This window comes from Roseivirga sp. (assembly GCF_049099775.1).
In the GTDB taxonomy this organism is placed as follows: Bacteria; Bacteroidota; Bacteroidia; order Cytophagales; family Cyclobacteriaceae; genus Roseivirga.
Window position 1 is genome coordinate 156,488 of the sequence record NZ_JAGDZM010000004.1, and the last position, 23,204, is coordinate 179,691.

At 37.8% G+C, this 23,204-nt stretch carries 19 protein-coding genes; 7 read left to right on the top strand and 12 right to left on the bottom strand.

What is annotated here, in order from left to right:
• Nucleotides 1–4: 4 nt before the first annotated feature.
• The 4 genes from JXQ92_RS05210 to JXQ92_RS05225 all read right to left on the bottom strand — a co-directional run bounded on the left by JXQ92_RS05210 (nucleotide 5) and on the right by JXQ92_RS05225 (nucleotide 6,583).
• A complete protein-coding gene (locus JXQ92_RS05210; RefSeq protein ID WP_421985534.1) occupies nucleotides 5–3,514 on the bottom strand; it encodes a hypothetical protein in 3,510 nt (1,169 codons plus the stop codon).
• A gap of 334 nt (nucleotides 3,515–3,848) precedes the next feature.
• Nucleotides 3,849–4,802, bottom strand: coding sequence for a pyocin knob domain-containing protein (locus tag JXQ92_RS05215; RefSeq protein ID WP_421985535.1), 954 nt, complete (start codon nucleotides 4,800–4,802; stop codon nucleotides 3,849–3,851).
• Entirely contained in the window at nucleotides 4,802–5,701 is a 900-nt protein-coding gene (locus JXQ92_RS05220; RefSeq protein ID WP_421985536.1) for a hypothetical protein, read from the bottom strand. The genes JXQ92_RS05215 and JXQ92_RS05220 overlap by 1 nt, the downstream gene beginning before the upstream one ends.
• A gap of 30 nt (nucleotides 5,702–5,731) precedes the next feature.
• Nucleotides 5,732–6,583, bottom strand: coding sequence for a hypothetical protein (locus JXQ92_RS05225; RefSeq protein ID WP_421985537.1), 852 nt, complete (start codon nucleotides 6,581–6,583; stop codon nucleotides 5,732–5,734).
• A gap of 469 nt (nucleotides 6,584–7,052) precedes the next feature.
• Between JXQ92_RS05225 and JXQ92_RS05230 the strand changes: the two genes are divergently transcribed.
• From JXQ92_RS05230 to JXQ92_RS05240, 3 genes are all read left to right on the top strand, one after another.
• Nucleotides 7,053–7,865: a 1-acyl-sn-glycerol-3-phosphate acyltransferase gene (locus JXQ92_RS05230; protein WP_421985538.1), complete on the top strand. Its 813-nt coding sequence runs from the start codon at nucleotides 7,053–7,055 to the stop codon at nucleotides 7,863–7,865.
• Between the two features lie 29 nt (nucleotides 7,866–7,894).
• Nucleotides 7,895–8,836, top strand: coding sequence for a GNAT family N-acetyltransferase (locus tag JXQ92_RS05235; RefSeq protein ID WP_421985539.1), 942 nt, complete (start codon nucleotides 7,895–7,897; stop codon nucleotides 8,834–8,836).
• An 86-nt stretch (nucleotides 8,837–8,922) separates the two neighbouring features.
• Nucleotides 8,923–10,020: a carboxylate-amine ligase gene (locus JXQ92_RS05240; RefSeq protein ID WP_421985540.1), complete on the top strand. Its 1,098-nt coding sequence runs from the start codon at nucleotides 8,923–8,925 to the stop codon at nucleotides 10,018–10,020.
• 1 nt (nucleotide 10,021) lies between these two features.
• Here JXQ92_RS05240 and JXQ92_RS05245 read toward each other — a convergent pair whose 3' ends face one another.
• Entirely contained in the window at nucleotides 10,022–12,229 is a 2,208-nt protein-coding gene (locus tag JXQ92_RS05245) for a DUF5916 domain-containing protein (RefSeq protein ID WP_421985541.1), read from the bottom strand.
• Between the two features lie 163 nt (nucleotides 12,230–12,392).
• On the opposite strand from JXQ92_RS05245, the gene JXQ92_RS05250 reads away from it, so the two are divergent.
• On the top strand, nucleotides 12,393–13,397 hold the full coding sequence (locus JXQ92_RS05250) for a dienelactone hydrolase family protein (RefSeq protein WP_421985542.1): 1,005 nt from the start codon (nucleotides 12,393–12,395) through the stop codon (nucleotides 13,395–13,397).
• Between the two features lie 22 nt (nucleotides 13,398–13,419).
• On the opposite strand, the gene JXQ92_RS05255 is transcribed toward JXQ92_RS05250, so the two are convergent.
• Both JXQ92_RS05255 and JXQ92_RS05260 read right to left on the bottom strand, forming a co-directional pair.
• A complete protein-coding gene (locus JXQ92_RS05255; protein WP_421985543.1) occupies nucleotides 13,420–13,977 on the bottom strand; it encodes a CIA30 family protein in 558 nt (185 codons plus the stop codon).
• 64 nt (nucleotides 13,978–14,041) lie between these two features.
• On the bottom strand, nucleotides 14,042–14,950 hold the full coding sequence (locus JXQ92_RS05260) for a hydroxypyruvate isomerase family protein (protein ID WP_421985544.1): 909 nt from the start codon (nucleotides 14,948–14,950) through the stop codon (nucleotides 14,042–14,044).
• A gap of 71 nt (nucleotides 14,951–15,021) precedes the next feature.
• Between JXQ92_RS05260 and JXQ92_RS05265 the strand changes: the two genes are divergently transcribed.
• Entirely contained in the window at nucleotides 15,022–16,083 is a 1,062-nt protein-coding gene (locus JXQ92_RS05265) for a bestrophin family protein (RefSeq protein WP_421985545.1), read from the top strand.
• Between the two features lie 14 nt (nucleotides 16,084–16,097).
• On the opposite strand, the gene JXQ92_RS05270 is transcribed toward JXQ92_RS05265, so the two are convergent.
• The 5 genes from JXQ92_RS05270 to JXQ92_RS05290 form a co-directional block, all read right to left on the bottom strand.
• Nucleotides 16,098–16,613, bottom strand: coding sequence for a hypothetical protein (locus JXQ92_RS05270; RefSeq protein ID WP_421985546.1), 516 nt, complete (start codon nucleotides 16,611–16,613; stop codon nucleotides 16,098–16,100).
• An 81-nt stretch (nucleotides 16,614–16,694) separates the two neighbouring features.
• Nucleotides 16,695–17,279, bottom strand: coding sequence for a VTT domain-containing protein (locus JXQ92_RS05275; RefSeq protein WP_421985547.1), 585 nt, complete (start codon nucleotides 17,277–17,279; stop codon nucleotides 16,695–16,697).
• Between the two features lie 61 nt (nucleotides 17,280–17,340).
• The gene (locus JXQ92_RS05280) at nucleotides 17,341–17,718 is read right to left on the bottom strand and encodes a response regulator (RefSeq protein ID WP_421985548.1); all 378 of its coding nucleotides are present in this window, start codon (nucleotides 17,716–17,718) and stop codon (nucleotides 17,341–17,343) included.
• Nucleotides 17,715–19,592, bottom strand: coding sequence for a sensor histidine kinase (locus tag JXQ92_RS05285; protein ID WP_421985549.1), 1,878 nt, complete (start codon nucleotides 19,590–19,592; stop codon nucleotides 17,715–17,717). The genes JXQ92_RS05280 and JXQ92_RS05285 overlap by 4 nt, the downstream gene beginning before the upstream one ends.
• Nucleotides 19,593–19,668: 76 nt before the next feature.
• Nucleotides 19,669–21,021, bottom strand: a complete 1,353-nt coding sequence (locus tag JXQ92_RS05290) for a M24 family metallopeptidase (RefSeq protein WP_421985550.1) — start codon at nucleotides 21,019–21,021, stop codon at nucleotides 19,669–19,671.
• Nucleotides 21,022–21,250: 229 nt separating this feature from the next.
• Here JXQ92_RS05290 and JXQ92_RS05295 point away from each other — a divergent pair, with 229 nt between their 5' ends.
• Together JXQ92_RS05295 and JXQ92_RS05300 are read left to right on the top strand one after the other, a co-directional pair.
• Complete coding sequence (locus JXQ92_RS05295) at nucleotides 21,251–22,099, top strand: hypothetical protein (RefSeq protein ID WP_421985551.1); 849 nt, start codon at nucleotides 21,251–21,253, stop codon at nucleotides 22,097–22,099.
• Nucleotides 22,100–22,156: 57 nt separating this feature from the next.
• Nucleotides 22,157–23,149 (top strand): hypothetical protein, encoded by a 993-nt coding sequence (locus JXQ92_RS05300; protein ID WP_421985552.1) that lies wholly within the window; start codon nucleotides 22,157–22,159, stop codon nucleotides 23,147–23,149.
• The last annotated feature ends 55 nt before the right edge of the window (nucleotides 23,150–23,204 follow it).

The window sequence follows — 23,204 nt, forward strand, 5'->3', positions numbered from 1 at the left end:
ATTTCTAGTTTTGCTGTGTGTTAGGAATGATCTGCTTGTAGGCATATTCAACCAGCTTGACAATGTTACCCTCCTGATCCTTTATGCGTTTCAGTCGGCCGTAAGTATCATATTCATAGAACATTTTGATACCATTAGGACTCGTCTGGGAAAGAATGCCCACGCCTACATCATAGGTCATCGTAGTGATAAGAGCGTTTTTCATCGCTGCATTGTTTCTCAAAGCATCTAAAGCATTGCTAATATTTAACTGACTACTTGGTGAATCCAAAGTTGATTGAGAGATTAATGGATCAACTTCGGCATAAGTAGCGTTCTCAATCTGTGCAACAGGATATACACTTCCATAACCCCAAAGCACTGTAGTAGAAACACCCGCCGGATTGATAAACTCACGAATGTTTCCATAGCCATCGTACAATTTGTATTCGAGACGCTGTTCGTAACCGCCACCAAAAGACAAACCTGTAGTAGTCGTAGAAAAACTGCCAGCATCACTATTGAATACATGAACCTTATCCGGTAAATAGTTATTGCCAACTTGTTGATAGAGAATACCTGAAGCACTTTCTACCACTCCATTTACTTTCGTGGTTTGTTCTATCGGGGTACCAATAAAATTACCGCTAACCATCTCTGAAATAATACCTGTTGGGCCAGACATGTCAGAGGCATATTTATATTCCTTTAATACTGTATTTCCATTGCTATTTGTATTTGTTTCTGATTTGAGTAGATAGTCATCGTTATAGGTTCTATTGACTGTTTGCGACAAAGTACCACCTGTTAGATAGGTCTCCGTTATAATCTCTTTTGGTGCTACAAAATGCCTTTCTAACGTGTAGACTTCCATAATACCGGGGTTGCTGCCTAACCAGTCTACTTTAACCGCCTTTATACCATTTGAAAGATCCTCAACAATATTATTGTAATCCGTTTTGTCCAGTTTAGTTGATCCACTATTGTAATTTGAAACATCTTCAGTCTGGCCGTTGGAGTGACCATAGGTCGCTTTGGCTGATAAACCATAATAACCAGGAACATTAGGAGTGTTGATGTAGTGATAATCTCTGAAGCCATTATTCCCAGTGCCAGACCCCTCGAAATATTCTCTTACCCAAGTATAGCCAATATGGCTGCCTTGTGCGGCCCCGCCATCGGATAAAACAGAACCAGACATAAATGCATGGAAATTCATAATCTCATAATTTCCACTTCCTCTAGAAATAGAAAAGTTCATTAAAGGATTCATTAGGCGTCCAGTGGAAAACTGTGTTCCTGCACTATAATCTTTGTAATCATACCTTCGTTTAGCAACTATAGAATTTGTACCATCATAATTGGTTATAGACTTTATTCTAGCACCTCCAGCAGCTTGGTCATTATCGCTTTGAATGACGGTAGATGCGGCGCCAGTTTCACAAGATTTAGGGTACGAAATTGTTATTCGACCGTATGAGTAAGTTCCATTGTGGGATACCGTTCTGGCTCTTACAAAGTAGTTCCCAGGGCCAACATTCAAAGAAGCGATCCCGGTAACAGAATATTGAGGGGTGGTACTATCGATTGCATTACCTAATTCACTGAACTGTTTTACAAAAACTACTGTATTTGTACTTGCGTCAACTACCTCTACCGCCGCAGTACCCCATTGATTGGAGCTAAATGGTAATTCGCAGATTCCATCTGGGGGACCAAGGAAAAAGTTGGCGCAAGCTATTCTATAGCTTACGGTGATCGACGAATTACAACTACCACCGTTAATTACAAAACCGTTATATGCTGTGTTACTGCTGCTAACAGTTTGTACCGAGTTCTTTGGTCCTTCAATTGAAATTTGTTTAGTTCCCACTACGGGAATTACTTCTCGACCTTCAAGACGATACTCATGGCCTTCGTACTCATAAATAGTGAATCCACCTGTTGGATAGTTGACTCTTTTTAATAATCCAGCCTTTCCATAATTAAAGTTTGCCTTACGTTCATCTGTCTGATAGTAGAACAAATCGTTTGGTAAGTAGGTATTAATAGTCGGCCCATAGAAGTTGGTAACTGTCGTGTAGCCAGTGCTTACAGGTACTAAAGAGGTGTTATTATCTTTTCCATTGTAAAACCCCCAATAATCTACCCCTAAAGTGGATTTATCCGGTAATCCGCTTGATCCATTTTCATAGTCAAATGAATACACCTGGTCATCAATAGTTACTCCGTCTAGCCTTAGTCTCTTCATTTGATAAGAATTTCCAGCACTATTATTAAAATAATTCTGCGAAAAGCTTATCGTATGATTTAAACTTGAAAGTGTACTTGAGCTGCTTACAGTGAGCCCTGTGAGCCGCTGTGGAGAAAGGATGGAGAAAGTAGGTTGGTTACTTCCATTGACTTCTCCTCTTTTTTGAGCGAAATTCTGATGGTAACTGGTCAGGGCTGATAAGTCAGCTCTTGAAGTCTTACTAAAATTGATGTCTAAACCATTGTATTCGCTATGAATTCTCTTAGGATAAACATGTTCTACAATAGTATAGGAACAGCTTTGAATGTCATCGGTTACAGTTTGCCAAGCACCATCAACAGAACGCTTCTCCCCAAAGACATGAGCAGATTGAGAGATGTAGTCACTAAAACCATTGGACTTAACATCATATTCAAAATTCAACTCACGACCGTTTGGTGAAATCACCTTACTCAAATACCATGTGGTAATAGCTCTTTTATTGGTGTTCATTATTTGTAAAATATCAATTTGACTTGCAGTACATCCATTAATTGAACCATTGGCATTACCTCCTAGGGAGGTGACCCATTCTTTTACTTTAAATTCTCCAATAAAACCATCAGGCGTGGTAATTGTAAAGTATTTATCATCATTGTAAAACTTAATGAAGGTAGGGTCTTCCTCTAGTTTTACGACTCTGTCATCTACAGAAGTTGATAAACCAACTGATGCACCTGATGAGTTAACTGATTCACCGTCTCCATGGCCTTTAGGTAATACAAAAGAACCATTATACCCCATGAAGTTGTAATTAAAAATATCGGGTTCTGTATCTTTTTGTCCACCGGGAGATATATAGAGCCAAAATGGGTGTTGTGTTGTAGGCGTATCATCTATCTCTCCTTGAGGTGGTATCGTAGGGTTATAGGTCTCTGGGAGCAATTGTTCATCAAATAGCCAACCAGCACCTTGAATATCATTCAAAGACTTTACAGTTCGAGAAATAGTCCCTCCCATTGATAAGCCCCAACCTAAACCAATATAGCTGGCCTCCTCCGACGCTTTTACACCTCCACTGGCATAGTTTAAAGAAATTGGAAACTGTTTTCCGTCAAACTGAACTGTATAAAGCGGAATACTTAGGTTTTGTTTGCCGGTATATGGGCTAGTTGGAGTAATATCGTATTGAACCAGTTTAGCCGCATTAGGGCTAGGTGGAACAATTTGCGGTATATCGGTTTGTGCAATAAGCCCTGTTGATAGTAGCACAATAAATAAAGGTGTAAAAATCTGTTTCATATGTGTGTTGCTCAGTTCTTAGGGTGAATATTCTTATTTTCTAAGTTGTGACATTATTTTATTCTTGATAAGCTTGAGTTGATCTAATGCTAGTTTTTGCAGTCGATCTGCTTTAGGTTTCGGTGATTATTAATATAGTTATTTACAAATAAATAATTGTCAATAAGGGTGTTCTAATTTTATGTTTAAAATAAAAATAGATTAGCATGTAAACTAAGTATCTATATAGTAAGTGCACTTTAGATCAATAATAATGGGTTTTGACTATATCCATTTTTCAGCAACTGTCTATTTTAATTGATTGAAGAATGCCCTTTTACATTATCAATGGTTTCTATAACTTCTCCTTCAAGATTCCTTTTAGCTGTTTTTCGAGATAGTCGATTTGTTTTTGTTGTTTTGATATTTGTTTCTGCTGCCCAATGGTATAGAGTACCAATTCCTCAATTTTCTCTAACAACTTCTGTTGAATCTCTCCCAAATCTTGCCCATTGGCTTCAACATCAGCAGCTTTGGGGATATTTGGTAAATGGCCGTTAGTTTGAATATATTTTTCTAACTCAGATAGACTTCTGAGTTGGTAATCAGACTTGAATACATAATCCGGAAATGAACCAGGAGTCGCAGTGACTTTTACTTTTTTGGATTCGATATCGTTATTAACAGTGAGTTTGTTTGAAATATAACCCTCCCCATTTACCACTAATTCTCCAGTATTAACTTTCTTATAGGCAAAGCTAGCACCTTGAGTGAAATGGAATCCATCACTATTCATCCTTAGCTGCCCATAATACAAACCACCTTGATGAAACCTAAGTCCAATATAGGCTGATGGGTCCGAGGTATTTTCCGAATACAATTCTAAATGATAGCTACTTGGATCGCTGTTGGCATTTTTTTGAACTCTCTGACTTGTAAGAAATACATTTTCGGCACTTAGTTTGCCATATCGGCTGTCAAGTACGGATGAATAGCTATCTGTCGTTAGCACTTCTCTCCAAGTACCTAAGTCATTCCATCCAGTTCTGAAGTACATAGTCCCTTTATTCTCTGGAACATACATCTGTAGTCCATAGTTGGTACTGTTGAACATCTCCAAAACATAACCATAAGAATATGAGCCAGGAGGGGCATCAGTATGTCCAGAGGATTTACCGATTTTTTTAAATTGAAAAAGAGAAGGAGAGGAAAAATCATAAGCTCCAACAGGACTTCCTTTCTCAAAATAGGTTTGACTAAACGTAAGAGTACTAATTAACAATCCTATAAGTGTGAGTTTATATTTCATTACTTTTTAGTTTTTTTCAGAGTTTTCTTTTTAAGTATGTCTACTTGTTTTTTCAATTCAATCACATAAAGCGTCAGCTCCTCAATCTTCTCCAATAATTTTTGCTGGATATCACCTAAATCTTGGCCATTGACTTCAACATCAGCAGCTTTGGGGATATTTGGTAAATGACCATTGGTTTGAATGTATTTTTCTAATTCCGAAAGGCTTCGAAGCTGATAATTGGGTTTGAAAACGTAATCTGGAAAGGAACCTGGTGTAGAAGTGACTTTTACTTTTTTGGATTCGACATTTCCATCTACAATGGCGTGACCAAGAATTTTGGTTTCTGATTGAATTTCGAACTGATCCGTTGATCCTCGATAGTAAATATAGCTTTCAGCACTTGAGTCTTCGAAGCCAATTCCCGACCAAGCATCGTTGGATCGAACTCGGATTGGTGCATCGTTATCTGCTGTTACCCTCAAGTAGTTAGCCCCAGTAGACAACCTGGCTTGACCTGTTTGATAAAAGTTTCCAGTCATCGTCACGTCACCATTAAAGACACCACCGGCTTCTGTAATTACCCTTTTATCATTCCAATATAAACTGGCAGCCCGTATGCGAACATTAATCCAATCATTATGTCCAGATCCATAACCACCGATATAGAGATTTCTATTGAGATTACCATCGGGACGTAGATAGGATGTGCTTCGATTAAACGTTACACCTAGCCCATTCAATACAACTGTCGCTCCATTGGAAATTGCATTGATATTACCATTCATATCGAGAAAGCCGCTTATCGTTTGCCCGACAGAGAAGTTGTTATCAACGTTTGTATAAGCTTCATTTTGAGCTTTAACTGATGAAAAAACAACCATGAAACAGGTCAAAATCAGTAATCTAATTTTCATTTAAGTATAGCTTTGGTTATTGGCATGATCTTATTTTCGTTTACCACCTTCTAGTTTTTGAATCTTCTCGGTCTGTAGCTTCACAGTCTCTTCTAACTTTTGAACCTTTTTATTTTGTTCAATCACATAAAGCGTCAGCTCCTCAATCTTCTCCAATAATTTTTTCTGGATATCGCCTAAATCTTGGCCATTAGCTTCAACTTCTTGCGCTTTGGGGATATTGGGTAAATGGCCGTTGGCTTGGATGTATTTTTCCAGCTCAAATAGGCTTCTGAGCTTATAACTAGACTTAAATACATAATCTGGAAAGGAACCTGGTGTAGAAGTGACTTTTACTTTTTTTGATTCGAGATTACCATTTACGAACAAGTTTCCATTTGGGTGGAATTCAAGGGCTTTGGTTACATCAAAATTTTCAGTATTAATAGAAGTCGAAGGAAGGATCATGTATTTATTGCCGCTAACGACGGTTGAAAAAAAATGACTATTTAAGGGTCTGATTAAAAAAGCATTTGCTGAATATTGACGAATAAGGTTTGTCATACTGCCCCCACTTAGTTGTAAATATTCAGTGGCCGCATTTCCTTCGGTCAAAAGCCTCGAACCATTCCAATAGAGGTTGCTGGCATTGATATTTACATTCACCCAATCAGTAGTTCCTTGGCTATAACCACCCAAATAAAGATTTCTACTTAAGTGACTATCAGGCTTTAGATATGATGTGTTTCTGCTAAACGTTACACCAAAACCAGCATAAGTTGTGGTTCCATTATTAGTAATAACTAGGCCACCAGTCATCGTGTCACCAGCTTTATTGACATATGATTGGGCGATACTTGTGGAAGCAATGAGAAGGGCGATTAATGTAAGTTTTATTTTCATCTCAAAAAATTTTAAAAAAAATGATGTTTGTTAGTATCGATTATTACATAGTGCAACCGTATGCTATTCGTTTAATGATTAATACGCAAAACAGGAATCAAAAAAATGGCTCAATCACATGCAGTATATTTTCTTTTAAAATTTACGCATCTTGTTCTCGAATTAAGTATTCATACAATCGTCTAATTATAACACAGACATAATAGATATTTGTCAATTATATATATTTATTGTCAATTTAAAAAGTATTGACTTGTTCATTCTTTATTACAATTTCTTAATACTATTTTAGTATATACAAATAATCCAAGTGTTGGCCTAAATAGCTATCCAAATGGTTTGTTTTTCGCCGGATGTTCTTAGAATAGTTAAAGCCTGCATGGAAAATTATTTCTGTAATAGTTTCTTACTAACGGTTGATTTCTCTAAGAAATGAGCTTATAATTGCGAATTGATTTAGAGCGTCCCCATGGAAAAATTCGTTAATGTTAGAAAGCTAATTGGTGGAAAGAACCCAACGCTTCTCAAGTGGCTTCCTGGCTTTATCATTAGATATATTGAACGGATAGTCCATCAAGATGACATCAATGAATTTATGGCTAATCATAAGGAGGCAAATTCTTATGAGTTTTGTAAAGCCGTAATGGAAAAATTCAATGTAAAGCTTGATATCTCGGGAATAGAGAATGTGCCTAGGCCTCCAGAAGGCATCATCTTTGCCAGTAACCACCCGCTAGGTGGCTTTGATGCCCTTGCCATTATCACTTCTTTAAAAGAAATCAGACCAGATATAAAGTTTATCGTAAACGACTTATTATTGAGCGTTAGAAACTTAAAAGATAGCTTTATTGGGGTTAATAAAGTGGGTAAGAATGCGGCGGCTTCTTTGCATAAAGTCGACGAGCAATTTCGTTCTGACTTCGCTACTTTCATTTTTCCAGCAGGATTAGTCAGCAGAAGAGAAAAAGGGGTAATTAAAGACTTAGTTTGGAAAAAAACGTTTGTCACTAAAGCGAAAAAATACCAAAAACCAATAGTTCCGGTGTATATTGAAGGTAAGCTGACTAATAGATTCTACAGACTTGCTAATTTTCGCAAGGCTTTGGGCATTAAGCTCAATATTGAGATGTTTTATTTAGCGGATGAATTTTACAAACAGCAAAACACACGCATGAAAATTACCATTGGAAAACCAATTCCAGCAGTGACTTTCGATAGTACAAAATCGGATATGGAATGGGCACAATGGACGAAAGAAGAAGTATACAAGCTTAGAAAATAGACTTAAAGCAAATAATAAAAGAAACCAATTTGAAAGCTATTGTTCCCCCTATAGAAAGAGCATTGATTGAGGAAGAACTCAATGCAGAACGTTTTATTAGGAATACCAATAAAGGGGGCAATGAAATTTACATTGTCAACTACCACAACTCGCCGAATACCATGCGCGAGATCGGTAGGTTAAGAGAAGAATCTTTTCGTGGTGCTGGAGGTGGTACTGGTGAAGAAATAGATATCGATGATTACGATACTAAAGAAAGGTGCTACGAACAGCTAATTGTTTGGAGCCCTGAAGACCAAGAAATCATTGGTGGCTACCGTTTCATTACGGGTGATAGAGCCTACAATCCTGAAACAGATAAATTTGAGCTTTCTACTGCGCACTATTTCAATTTCTCAGACCAGATGAAGAAGGATTATCTCCCTTATGCTATCGAACTTGGGAGGTCTTGGGTGCAACCTAGTTATCAGCCATCTGTTAACCCTAGAAAAGGACTATTTGCCCTTGCCAATATTTGGGATGGTCTTGGTGCTTTGATTGTTTACTATGCTGATGAGATGTATTATTTCTTTGGCAAGGTGACGATGTACACCAATTACAATCAGGAAGCCAGAGATATTCTACTTGCTTTCTTAGCCAATTATTTTCCTGACAAGCATGATTTATCTCAGCCAAAAGAAGAATTGTTTTCCGGCTATTCTGACAAGCTCTTTAAAGAGAATTTCCCAGCCGACATGCCATTTGAAGAAGCGTTTAGAATTTTACAGCGCCTGCTAAAAGATCGAGGAGAATGGATTCCACCGTTGATTAATATTTACATGAATCTATCATCTTCAATGATGACATTCGGCACAGCCCATAACCCTGAATTTGGCGATGTGGAAGAAACAGGCTTACTCGTAACGATTAAGGACATTCACCAAAACGTGATCGATCGGCACTGCACTGGTTATACAAAGCCCACCAAATAGTATAATTCAAAAGCACCTTTAGTGGATTCATTTGATTCCTGATAAACCTTTTTATCTTAGTTTATCATTTAACTCAATTAATCACTATGGACTTTACCCTAGGTATAGAAGAAGAATACATGGTCATTGACCCTGAGACGCGTGAACTGGTGTCTCACGAACAAAAAATTGTCGAAGCCGCACATCGACATATGGAAGACCAGGTAAAGGCAGAAATGCATCAGGCAGTGGTAGAAGTTGGCACTAATATCTGCACTGACATAAAAGACGCACGAGATCAAGTCACCTACCTCAGGAAAACTATGTGTGAAATCGCGAAAGACTTGGGGTTTAGAATAGGCGCCGCAGGAACACACCCATTTTCTGAGTGGAAGAAGCAGCTCATCACGCCCAACCCGAGATATCATGCCATTATCAATGAACTTCAAGATACCGCGCGCTCCAACTTAATTTTCGGCTTACATGTACATGTAGGTATCGAAGATAAATCAATGGCACTGCATATTGTCAATCAGATTAGGTATTTCTTGCCGCACATATATGCCCTATCCACGAATTCACCATTTTGGGAAGGCAGAAACACTGGATTCAAATCATTTAGGTCGAAGATCTTCGATAAGTTTCCGAGAACGGGCATACCACCATTATTCGAAAGTATCTCTGAGTATGAGGACTATGTCAATTTATTGATCAAAACAAGATGCATTGATAATGCGAAGAAGATATGGTGGGATATACGCGTGCACCCTTTCTTTCCCACATTAGAAGTGAGGATATGTGACATTCCATTGACAATCGATGAAACGATTACCATCGCGGCCCTTATTCAGGCGCTCTCCTACAAGTTATATAAACTGAGAACACAAAACCTGAACTTTGCTACTTATAAACGTGGTTTGGTAAACGAAAACAAATGGCGAGCGAGTAGATACGGAATTGATGGAAAATTGATTGATTTTGGTAAAGAAAGTGAGATTAATACGAGAATTCTTATCCATGAACTTTTAGACTTTATAGAAGATGTTGTGGATGAGCTGGGTTCGCGTGAAGAAGTAGAAAGAACTTATGAAATTCTCGAAAAAGGCACTGGTGCCGACCGTCAATTGAAAGTCTATGAAGAATCTAACGACTTCAATAAAGTAGTAGACTATATCATTGATGAAACCATGTCAGGAACCAACTAACTTAGAAATTCAACCAATAAGTAAGTTTAAACACTAAGGCTCTAGATTTTGATGGGCCTAAGTTGATAAAGCCCTCGTCGTTCGTAGCAAGATAGTTATCGGTATACACAAGGAAGAAATCAGACACAGGCGCAAACCGCCATTGAAGCCTTGAGTTAATATTCAAGTTGTCAATCTGCGTATTGTATTGAACAAAAGTCGTCCAGAAAAGCTTCTTCGTAAATGTAAAATCAAATCTAGGACCAATTAAGAAAAGGTTAGCGTCATTATATGGATCAGGAAGTCTAATTCGATTATATGCAAAATTGATACTTGTAAACCCTAAAGGTTGGTACCTGAAATTCAAACTCCCTTCCAAGTTAATTCGAGTACCATTGAAGTACTCTCCTGATCTTGTACTTACACGAAAGTTGATCAATTTTCGCTGGTCGGAATTATAACTGGCAATAATCAAATTATTATGATATCCTGTACCACTTGGTAAAGCAAGCCCTCCCGAACCACTAGGATCAAAACCATTGAACAGAAAAGTATATTGTCTTCTAATTCTAGTACTAAATCGCGCAGAACTCCTCCAATTAATGTCGTACAAGATATTCATGTCCCAGTCAAGAAAGCCAAATTCCTTATTACCTACCATATCGAAATCAAAGCCAGGTCCATGGCGTTGAATTCCACCAGACTTTGGAAAGAAAGAATAACGCACCGTGTTGGTCAATTGCCTGATATCCCTTCGCCTTACAAAACCCACCTCAGGGTTATAATTCTCGCCGACAGACTGTGCTGTCATGTTCCAAGACCATTTTGGAACGCCGTAACTAATTTCGAACCCGGTAGAAAATGATTGGTCTGGTTGCTCTTCTTCAATCGATTTGTGATAAAATGCTTTACCAGTCCATCGGTTGTCTGCAGAAGCTAAGTTATAATCAACACCCACCGTTCTATTCCAGCGAGCATACAAATTGGTGTCATAATTAGACTCACTTTCAAAGGTCTGCTTATTGACAAATAGAAACGAAACATTCGATCTAGCAAAAACCTTTTGCTGAAGCGATAATACCGAGTAATTGTAAGACGGTAAGTTCGCAGCATCCTCTCTGCCCGCTTGCATGGAAAGAAAGCCTAGCCGAAGATTATTATTGATTTTACCACTTAGTCTTGTACCAACTGGTATTGGGTTCTGAAGATTCTGACCAGTATTTTCATCTCTCGCTACTCCTATTCTCCTTGAGAAAAAGGGCCTTGAACCTCGATTACCATAATTGGCAAAGAGGTCAGCATTTTCCAGAAAAAACTGTCTACGCTCAGGAAAGAAAATTTCAAATCGATCGAGATTTGTCACCTGTCGATCTACTTCTACTTGAGAGAAATCCGGATTGACGGTTAAGTCTAAATTAAGGCCTGGCGTAACAGCGTATTTTAAGTCAAACCCTACATCAAAATTTGTTTCAGAAGGCTCATCGGTTTGAAAATCTTTACTCACCCCTGAAGCGATGTAGGGAATAAACGAGATATTGGAACCTGGTTTTTTAGTAGGTCTATCCCACTCCATTTCACGTAGTGTAGCAAGGTTAACGATCGAGAAATTCCTAGAAATCGGAGACCAAGTCGACCTTTCGGCGTACTCACTGTCCACTCGGTAGAAGTTGACATTCCAAGTGGATTGCCCCTCAGAGAAACGAAGTGTTTTTAAAGGAATAGCCATTTCAGCTACCCAATATCCATTTTCTTGACGTGCTTCTCCTCGCCATTTATTGTCCCAATCAAGACTAAAAGCACCTTGTCCACTTCCGCCATTGGCTATAAGTCCTTCTCTCCTAACCCCAAATGGATTGATTCCGAAAATGAATGCATTTGTATTGTCCTGAAATGCGTCTATTAAAATCGAAAAAGAATCATTAGCATCGCCGAAAAAATCTCTTCTCAAAGAAGGGGTAATGTATCCTCTATCTCCATCAGGGTTTTGCATAACACCCAATACATAGATAAACTGGTCATCATATAAAACTTTTGCCACTGATTGGGCATACGCCAATGAGGTATCCATTGGAAAGTACTGCTGAAAATTGAAAGCAGAATCTGCAAAAGACCAGATATCATCAACTTTTCCATCGATAATAACCTTCTGATCTATTTTCTTAATCTCAATATTCTGAGCAATGGCCAAATGACCAATACTAAATATTAACAGACATACCCAAACCTTCATGCCCCAAAACTAAATCTTCTTTCCATTGAATCTTGAACATTTATATCAATGGAACATAATCTTTAATAGTGCCTATTAGAGTTATCTGAACCTTCTGTTTTTTAATTTTAAAACATTCTAAATTCGAATTTTACTAGATTTGAAACACCAACCAATTCTTATCATGAATCGATTTTTTCTTGCCTTGGCAATGATTCTATTTTTAAATGCTTGTAAAAGCGATGATGAAGGACAACCTGTAATAGATCTTACAGGCAAATTTGTAATCCCTGCAACTACTCGAGACACCGTCTTATTTGCCACTTCCGTAGATAATGTATCTATTCCAATATTTATTTCAATACCATCAGCAGCGACAAACTTGGCCGGAACGGTTATGATGCATGGGTCTGGTGGAAACTGGGATGACTCGGACACGAATAATGATGGAATTGACGACACGATTGAAGAATGGGAACTATCTAGTCAAAACGAACAGTGGAAATCGATGCTAGATAATGAGGGCATTGTATCTGCTTTTCCTGGAAGTTATTACAGACGAGGAACTGTTGAGAATGCTGGCGATTGGAAAAATCCACCGCTTCAGTTTGAAATAAGCGCATCCTTTATAAGAAATTACGATGCTTATAAAACGCTCGAAGTTTTGAAAAACCTTGTCCGTGAAGACGGTACAGCGATTGTTACGCCTGATAACGTAGCTATTGTTGGTTTTTCACATGGCGCAACGGCTGTCCAGAGCACTTTATTTGATACGTCAGTCGTTCCAGTAAATTGGGAATGGTCACAATCTTATAGCGGCACCCTGTATACAAACGAAATTAGAGTTCCTGCTTCACTACCAGCGGATGGCGGCTTTCGAGCCGGCATCATGTATTACCCCGGTTCTTTTCACAATAGTTATTACGGAAATCCTTGTAGTGGCACCAGTATTTTTCAAACGTATACTGATTTTATGATTCATGTACCTTCAGAAGATAGCCTAACGCCAAACACTAATTGTATGCTAGAAACTGTAGGAAATAATGGTGGAGGAACCGCGACCATCCACAGATATGAAGGTGCAAATCATGGCTTTGATAATAGCAGTTCAGGTATTGATGGTGGATCGAATGCTTTAGCTCGAACGCGCAGTATTAATTATTTAAAATTAAAGTTAGGCCTAAACTAGTATTTGTCTAATAATCAACAGCTTAAGACTTCTCCGAAATAGTAGAAAATTTGATATAGGCAACTTCTAACTTAAAGGAACCTTCCTTTTTTGAATCAGTAATAAAGCCTAATCGAATAGTGTTTTTTGCGGCTCCCTCGGACATTGTTCGGCCTGTGACTCTACCCATTCTATATTCCTTAAGCTCATTAATATTAATGCTAATCGTTTTCCATTCATCATTCGAAGAAGCAATTGGCATTTTAAAGTTGGGCCTCCAAAATCGTTGATATTGGTAGACATTGAGCGCACAATCTAAACCACTGCTTTTGTACTTTATCTCTACCTGATCATAAACTGATAAATCATAGCGAGCATAAGGTGCTCTAAGAGAAGTGAAGCCACCGTTATTTTCTAGTGAAACTGTTCCAGAAAAAACCATACTATCATCAGTAAGCACAGCTTTTCCATTAGAAAGACCACCCATTACACCGTCATTTACGACAGCCCAGTTTTCCCCACTTTTACCTTTTCCAAAGTCGAAAACCATTTCTTCTGGTGTTGAGAAAATTGCTAGAAACAAATAAAGCGCGATTGTCATAGTTCCATTTTAGAACCATAACAGAATGTCGGGTAGAATGTTCTAATTTATGTAATTGATATCTTTAGAATTGATCTGATTGAATATAAGCCTCTATTACCGCTTGCTCTCCTTTTTTGCCACTTTGTGAATTGCCATGCTCCATTCCGAGCACTCCTTTAAAACCCTTCTTGTGGATGTATTTAAACACGTTCTGGTAATTGATTTCACCTGAAGTTGGTTCTTTACGGCCTGGATTATCTCCTATTTGAAAGTATGCAATTTCGTCCCAGCAGTTTTCAATGTTAGGAATTAAGTTTCCTTCAGTAATTTGTTGGTGATAAATGTCGAACAGAATTTTGCAGGATGGACTATTCACTGCCTTACATATTTCATAGGCTTGTGCTGCTTTCGAAAGGAATAAACCTGGATGGTCTCTTGGGTTTAATGGCTCTAAAACCATAACTAACCCATGAGGTTCTAGCAGTGCACAAGCTTTTCTCAAACTATCCACTACGTTAGCCGTTTGGTAGCCCATATCTTTACGTAAATCAAGATGCCCGGGTACAACAGTCATCCACTTAGCATTGACGCGCCTTGCTACCTCAATAGATTCTTCTATTTCTTTTAAGAATTGATCTTGCCAATCCTTTTTTCCACTGGCGAGGTTTGGCTCTTGCCAAAAAATAGTATGCGCTACAAATACGCCCATTGTCATTCCATGAGATTGCATCTTTTCCGCTATTTCTTCTTGAATGTCTATCGGCCTTTGCTTCATGTCATTATCCTCCAGTGATTTGAATCCTTGGGAAGCCATAAAATCAATTTCATTGAGTATTCCTCCTGGGGCCAACTTTCGGAACATACCGAAATGGGGTGCATAATTCAGGTTGAAACTTTGTGCTTGTTTTACTCCACTAAAAACATTTTCAATTCCCAGCATTAAAGCACCTGAACCTAGCAAACCTGTTTGTACAAAATCTCTTCTTTTCATGAGTCAGTTTTCTATGAGTTAATATACAAAATCTCTTCAGCTGATTATATTTAAGCTACAATCCATAGCAGATGTATATAAAAAAGAAATACTCAAAGAAAGACATGGCCGTTTGGACTTTACGAGAAAGCATCTTTTTCGTAATTATGGCCACTATAGTCACTATACTCTATGAGGTAGTTGGCTTAAAGTGGCTCCAATTGCCTTGGACTCCGATAGCACTGGTTGGTACTGCCGTTGCCTTCTTAATCAGTTTTCAGAATAATGCTGCTTATGATCGACTTTGGGAGGCTCGAAAAATTTGGGGTGGTATTGTGAATACTTCTAGAACATGGACCATGATGATAAAAGATATGGTCAATAATCAACATGCAGTAGAACCGAGGAGCCAAGAGTCATTAGCTAAGGAAAAAAAGGTATTAGTCCATAGACAAATTGCTTGGATGAGCGCTTTACGATATGCACTTAGGCAAAACAAGCCTTGGGAAACATTCAAAGGGGCAAAATCGAATAGGAAATGGCATGAAATGCTTGATTTACCTGAACTTAATATTCCGCTTGAAACGGAGCTTTCTAGACTATTAGACAAGAGTGAGGTTGAATATGTAATGTCTAAAAAGAATAAAGCAAATGCTATTCAAACCTTGCAATCGAACCACTTAAGGGAGTTAAAGGATGGTGGTTTTATTTGGGAGTTTTCTTTTTTAGAATTAGAAAACGTTCTCAAAGAATTCTTTAGTCTTCAAGGTAAATCAGAGCGTATTAAGAACTTCCCATATCCACGACAATATGCTACGCTAGGGTATGATTTTGTCAATCTTTTCAACATGCTACTCCCCTTTGCCATTGTTCCTGAATTTTGGAAGATTGGACAAAATCTAGCGGAAGTGTATCCGGGTTTTGGGGAATATTTCATTTGGGCAGCAGTACCTGTTTCGGCAGTAGTTTCTTGGATTTTTAACACCATGCAGCGCATTGGTACGGCTGGAGAAAATCCGTTTGAGGGTTCTGCAAATGATGTTCCTATTACTACAATGGCAAGAGGAATAGAAATAGATATGAGAGAAATGATGGACGAAGGTGCGGAAGAAATTCCTTTACCTCATCCTCCTGTCTATGACATTCAGATGTAATTAAACTGTCTTAATTATCTATTAGTAAAGATATCTTCAGCAAACTGAGGGTCGTACAGCTCGTCTAGATAACTTGTTCGGGTAAGCACGCTGTAGTTATCTCGACAGCTTTCTAAGCCACTTCTCATAATTGATATACACCTGCCGTCTTCATCAGCGCCTTCCCTATGATCACGTAAAAGAGAACAATGTCCCAATTCGTGAAAGACTATAAATTCTTTGAAGATATCAGGGGCTCTTAGCCAGAAATCAGCATCAACCATCACATGATTAGGGTTTCTACCATTGAAATTGCAAACGCCAGCTACATTTTCCTCATCTATAGGTTCGATAACTCCGGTAATACCTTCCGCAACTAAATCAATTGAAATTCCTCTTGATTCGGCTTGAGCTTCAAAGCGAATAAAATATGGCCAAAGTCTTTCATCTACGCCGGGAAACGTTCCTTCAATCACCATGGGTGCGCCTGGAATTTCATCGGTTTTATCGCATGCTACAATTGATAATCCCACAAAAAACAATAAACTCAATTTGATGTTTTTCCAACGCCTCGCTTCCATACTCGTATCGTAATCTAGTTTCCGATATAACGCGAGTTCGTCGATTTATTATTAGATCACACCATCAAGATTCCAGACAATTATCCCGTAGACGACAAAGCGGATAATGCGGAAGGATGCGAATAGTAGATATTTTTTCTGGGGGTATGCCAGGGTGCCGGTTAGCATACTAATAAGCGCAAATGGCAATGGCGTTAAAGCTGCCACAATGATTAAACCACTCCCATACTGATCATATTTTTGTTGATATTTCTTCAGTTTGAGTCGTTTTTGAAACAAGTTCAAAAAGAACTCCTTTTTTCCTAAAACTCTTCCTAAGCGGTAATTTAGCCAGCCGGCGAATAAGGAAACCATAGTCATAGTGGAAACAGCAGTGATGTAATAGTGCCATGGGTCGTCAAGTGACCAAAACATAAATAGTTCTGGAGGTAGAATTCCTACAAAAATCTCTGAGACTAAGAAAATAAAGAACATTAAATAATAGCTATCAGAAACAGCATATTCAATGATTTCGTATTGGCTTTTGAAATAACTTTTAAATAGAATCAATAGCACTATAAGCACTATTAGGTAGATAAAGCCCTTGATAATGTTTTTAGAAAAGAAGCTATAAAACTCTCGTTTGTTATTGGCCATTGAGGGGTGATTCTTCCCTCAAAGTAAATAGAATAATTATGAAGATGAACTAAAAATAGACTTAAGCTTTCTCAGCTTTGTAGGCATCTATTATCTCTTTGAAAAACATTGGGTTGGTAAACTTGTCGATGACCTTTACATTTTTGAAAGGAGCTAACTTTTCTTTTAACTCTGATTCCATTTGGCCACTGTAAACATAGACCCAAGTTCCTTCCTTTTCAAGCTTATCGATGTTTCTGTTTATTAGGTCCGAACCTTGAATATCTGGCATCATCTGATCGGTAATCAATATGTCATACCTATCCTGATCTATGAATTCATTGGCCGTTTTACCATTACTAGCTTCCACAACTTCTACGTCGTCATACATAAATTCAATGAAATCTTTCAGCGTATCTCTCACCGCGAAATCATCTTCTACAATCAGAATTTTAATCATATACTTTTTAAACTTATAAAAACACTAGTGCCATCAGTTCCTCGAGACGTAATCCATAGTTTATGTCCTAAACGCTCTGTTAAATCTTTTGCAAGATAAAAGCCCATACCCGTTATTTCTTGATTCTCATCAACTTTTGATTGATTAGTACCCAATGTTTTTAATTGTTCTTCAGAAATACCGACGCCATAGTCGCGTACTTCTATAATCAAATTACTACCCTTTTGGTTTAAATGAATTTCTACTGGAGCATCGGTTTGCCGTGAAAATTTCATTGCATTACCGATCAGTGTATTCATAATGTACTTCAAAGTCATTTTATCAGTAGCGTAGCGCAAACCTAAGTTTGACTCTGGTGTACTTATTACTTCTAAGCTCCAATTCTCATTCACGAAGTCAGACAATTCTTTAAAATTGACTTTATCGCTTGCCTTTTGGTTAAGCGTCATAAAGTAGATAAAGTCATGAAGCATTCTCTTGATAGACTCAACAGAACTGAGCGATAGGTCAACAATCTTATCCTTTACTTTTGCAAACTTTTCAGGTTGCTCGCTCGATCTTTTGATCATTTCCATATTCATCTGAAGTGTAGCAACAGGCATTTTAATTTCATGTGAGATCAGTGAAAGCATTGTCTGTCTACTCTTTTGATACTCCATTTCTGCCCGAGATTTAGTCAGCATATCCATTCGCATTACAAATGTTTTGAACAAGGCAAGATTGGCAAGTATTACGGCTATGGTCAATAATAGCGCTCTTAACCCAAAATGGTTACCATAAATATTTAAGAAATCTATCGTTTGAATAAAAACCCACAATACAAGAACTAAGAGTGCCGAGATAAGATAACTCGACGTTGGTTCCCGATCTATTTTAGCCCTTATTACAGTGTACAGAAACACGCAGCCACTAAGAATCATGAATAAGAGGTAGTATCTAAGAATACTTGTAAAAAACACCGAAGGCGTTACGAGAACAATGATAATATTGATGATTGTAACTATCAGAAAAATTCTTTTGAACCATTTATTGGTCTGATTTGGATAGAGCGTAAAAATGAATAATCCTCCGAATAAAGAAGCAGTATATCCACTCAGGTATTCCAAACAGATGGCCAGATCAAAGTTCAGCGTATTGAGCATGGCATGAAGTGGATAATAATCTGTACCAACAAGTCGATACATCATACTAAGAGAAAAAAGGGCATAAAACGGCACTGGCAAGGACAAATGACGATATGCAGCGGAAAAAGCGATCAGAATAAATCCAGTAATAAAGAAGGCACCAGCCAAAAAGAGACTTAGCCCTTGATTTGTTCTCAGCTCCTTGATAAGCTTATTCCAACTACCAACTTCTAAAGAATAATAAAGTCCTGCATTAGAATGATGGTAATTGGATACTTGGATAATTACATCTAAAGTATCTGACTTAAACTCTTTAAGAGAAACAACTTTTGGTTCTCTGTAGCCTCTATATTCTTTTTTAGTTTTTGCAACTACTCCTGATTCATAAATCAGGCTGTCATTTACAAAAACATTGTATGAAGAAAACGCATTGGTAATAAGCATGCCCGATTGCGGCTTTTCCTTTGGCAAAATTAGTCGAACAGCATAAGTGGCATAACCAAAATCAGGCAACTCAACGCCATTAATTTCAATCTTAGACCAATCGTGAGGAACTTCTATTTGAGTAGGTGGCACATTTGAATCTGATCTTTTCTCTATGAGTTGATTCCAATAAAAGTCCCACTGACCATCCAATTTATAAAACTCCTCCCCATCCCAATCTCTCAGGTCTATAACACTAATATCCTGCGCTGTCATGCTATTTAAGCACAATACAAAAAGTAAGGTAATCGTTATTTTGATCTTCATGTAATAGTAGTGAAAGGCCAAAATCCTGACCTGAAACCTGGTAGCTAGTGTCCTTGAGTTTGGGTGAAAAGGTAACTTATTTTTGTTTAGCAGGTATTCGCGGAATTGTCATGATTTCCGTTTGACGACCATCAATATACCAAACACCTGTCTTATCAAAAAATGCTTCTTCTTCTAACATGATTCTAATCTCTTTATCCCACTCTTTTATAAAAACAGACGCGTTTAATTCAATAGAATATGCCGTATTTAAATGAAGTGGATAATCTCCCGTTACAGGAACACCACCTTGCGAATCCCACATACCGAGAGTTGTACCTGAAGCATGCCCATGATAACCTATAGGATGTGTATAAATAGAAGGTTTTATTCCTGCCTTAATCGCTGTTGCTCTACTCATTTTTAGCACTTCATTACCAGTTCTACCCTCTTTGAAGTTTCCAGTAAAAATATCTTGTAGCCTATTGCCTTTCTTGAAAGCCTGAACTAAGTAGTCTGGTACTTCCTTTTCTCCCGGTTTAAGAATATATGCATTCTGTTGCTGATCAGTATTTAGTCTTAAATATGTAATTCCAAAATCGCAATGGAGTAAATCACCTGGTAAAATCACATTCTTATCTGGACGTTTACTGAAAGATCTTAAGTGGTCTGAGTTTTCAGGATCAGCTCGCTGAACATCTACTGTTGGGTGAAACCAAGTTTGCAGCTTTAGTTCTCGAACGCGTTCTCGCATCCACCATACCACATCTTCGGTAGTTGTTACGCCAGGTGTAATTACCTTATTAGAAAATGCCTCTTGAATAATATCATGAGAAATTCGTGTGATGTGCGGATAGATAGCCATCTCTGCATCAGTTCTAGTTTCCAACCAACCGATCGCCAATTTTTCTGCTGATACAATTTTAGATCTATCTTTCTGACTAAGTGCTGCTTTAAATTCTTCTAAGTCAGTGGCAACTATGCCATCAGTAATTCCAAAATACTTCGATTTATTAATGCCTATTTTTTTGGGGTTCCGTTCATCGATAAGCTCAGCAAGTCTTTCCCATTGGTTTGGTTGCTTCTCCTTGTCCCAAGCACTTTTAAAGGTCGAACCTACGTCGTATCTAGCCACGGCTAATGTTTCTATGCCAGAACCATCAGGCTTATTAAAAAACACCAAAATGGTTCTTCGCCTAGCAGCCAACCATTCTGCAGGCAACAGGGTTTTGATAATTGGATCTTCATTGTATTCTCTAGAAATGACTACCCACATATCTATCTCCTCCCTATTCATAATCTCGGGAAGGTAGTTTTGTACTTTATCCTCAAGCAAACTATTAATTACCGCAGCTCTTTCTTTCATTGAAAGAACATTTGGACTTACAGTCTGTGCAGTTGCAAAAATTGTGGGGAAAAAGAGAATTAGAAATAGTAAAACGTTTCTCATCATTGAGGTTTTATTTCCTGAAAATAATTAAAAGCCATCGAACATCAAATGTGTTGGAAATCTCAGGAATAATTAGATCAAAAAACCGCTTAAAACCGACTAATACCATTTAAGGAGAAATGAAAAATATCTTTCGAAAAGGTGTATTCTTTGCGCCTCAATTGCGTTTCACCACTACATGCAACCAAACACACCGGGCTTATTTGCATTCCTATTAGTAGGCCTATTTATGAATTCGATTTGTCTTGGGCAGACATTTCAACAAAATGCAGTTCATCAAGAACATGTCCCCAATCTTTTGTATGCCAATGAGTTATCAGATGGCACCTTACACTGGAATAACTGGTATGCTAAAAACGAGACTGAATTTTATTATACGCTTCAAGAGAATGACAAGTCAGTTATTGTGAAAAGAGCGGTCGATGGAAATAAATTAGGTGTCATAGAAAGGTTACCATTCAATAATGAATTCAATTGTTCTCATCCTTGGGTAAGTAAAGATGGAACGCATATCATATTTCAAGCTTCAATTCCACACCCTGATGGAAAGAGATCGGACTTTAATATTTGGGAATCTTTTCTTGGAGAAAGCGGTTGGTCTAAACCTAAACTATACTCAAAAGCTACCTCAACCATTTACCACGAAGGAGCTCCTATACTTTGTAAAAGCGGCAATATTTACTTTAATGTAACAAAAGAGTCCAACGGAGAAGCTGATCTTTATGTACTAAAAAATGGAGAAAGTAAAGCTAAGCAACTACCCTCCTCTATTAATTCCAAACATTTTGAAGGAGATTTTTTCGTCGATGAAAATGAGGAATATATCATATTTTCCTCTTTTGAAAGAGAAGGATCCCTAGGTCAGTCAGACTTATACATTTCATTTAATAATAATGGAAAGTGGTCAAAAGCCGTTTCTCTCGGGCAAGGAATAAATTCAATGCAACAGGAGTTAAGTCCTTTTGTAACAAGTGATGGCCAGTATTTGATTTTTACTAGCAACCGGCGATCTGGATCAAGTCTAAGGCCATCCTACGATCATTTCATAGTAAATTTCAATATCGAACTATTTCGGTAATTCACCGTTGGCGTAGTGATTTATGAGGTAACAAAATCATTTGTTATTTTCAAGGCCATGTCTAAACCCCATACTGCCCTAATTCTCCGACTTACTTCCGGAAAAGTTCATCCATTTTTAATTGGCATTCTATGTTCTGCTTGCTGTGCAGGCATGGTTTGGCTCATGGTTGAATTGGATGGAATCGATATGACATGGATGTTTATAGAGACCAACATGTACTTTATTTTCACTTTTGGTTATATGATCTTCATGGCTCGAGTGATTCACAATAGCCATGTCAATAGCTTCACTAAATTACTCTCAGCAGGAAATTTTAACATTGAAAAAAAGTCGTTTTGGCAAAATGAGATGGCCAACCAGCGAAAACTCACTGTCGAAACTATAGTTGCATTAATCATTGGTTTCACCCACGCCTATTTCGATGTTTTTCAGTGGGTTGTTAATGGAACTAGAGAATTTACATTTATACGGCTAGGCATCGGTATAGAAATCATGTTAATGTGGTTAGTTATTACTCATGCCACTTCTACATTTATGCGCAATATGACGGTCATGAATAAAATGTCACGAGAAATAGATGTCGACCTTTTGAACATGGACAAATTCATGCCACTAACTAAATCGGGAATTACCAGTATTCTTGGATTTATCGGGGCCTATTCACTCCTTTTTGTTCAAGGTGTACGAATTATCGATATCCAAAATCCAGCAATTGCCATAATCATTCCATCGATTTTCTTTCTCATTAGAACACCTCTAAAAGGTGTAAGAAAACGAGTTAGTATGGCAAAGCATAAGGAATTAGTACTCGTGGATTCGGCCATTGAGGGTGATAGAGAAGCGCTTAAAAGGTCTAGGATTAAGAAAAATTTAGATAACATCAATGTTATCGATTTAATCAACTATCGGAAGATAATTCAAAGTGTTTTTGAAATCCCCGTCAATATCCCAACAGCATCAAGATTCATTTTTTATCTCATCATTCCATTACTTACATGGATAGCAGCCTCAGTTGTAGACAAAGTGATAGACTACCTAATTAAGTGATAACAAACGTTTGCTAAAGCACATCCAAGAATACAGATTATATTAGATGCTGTAA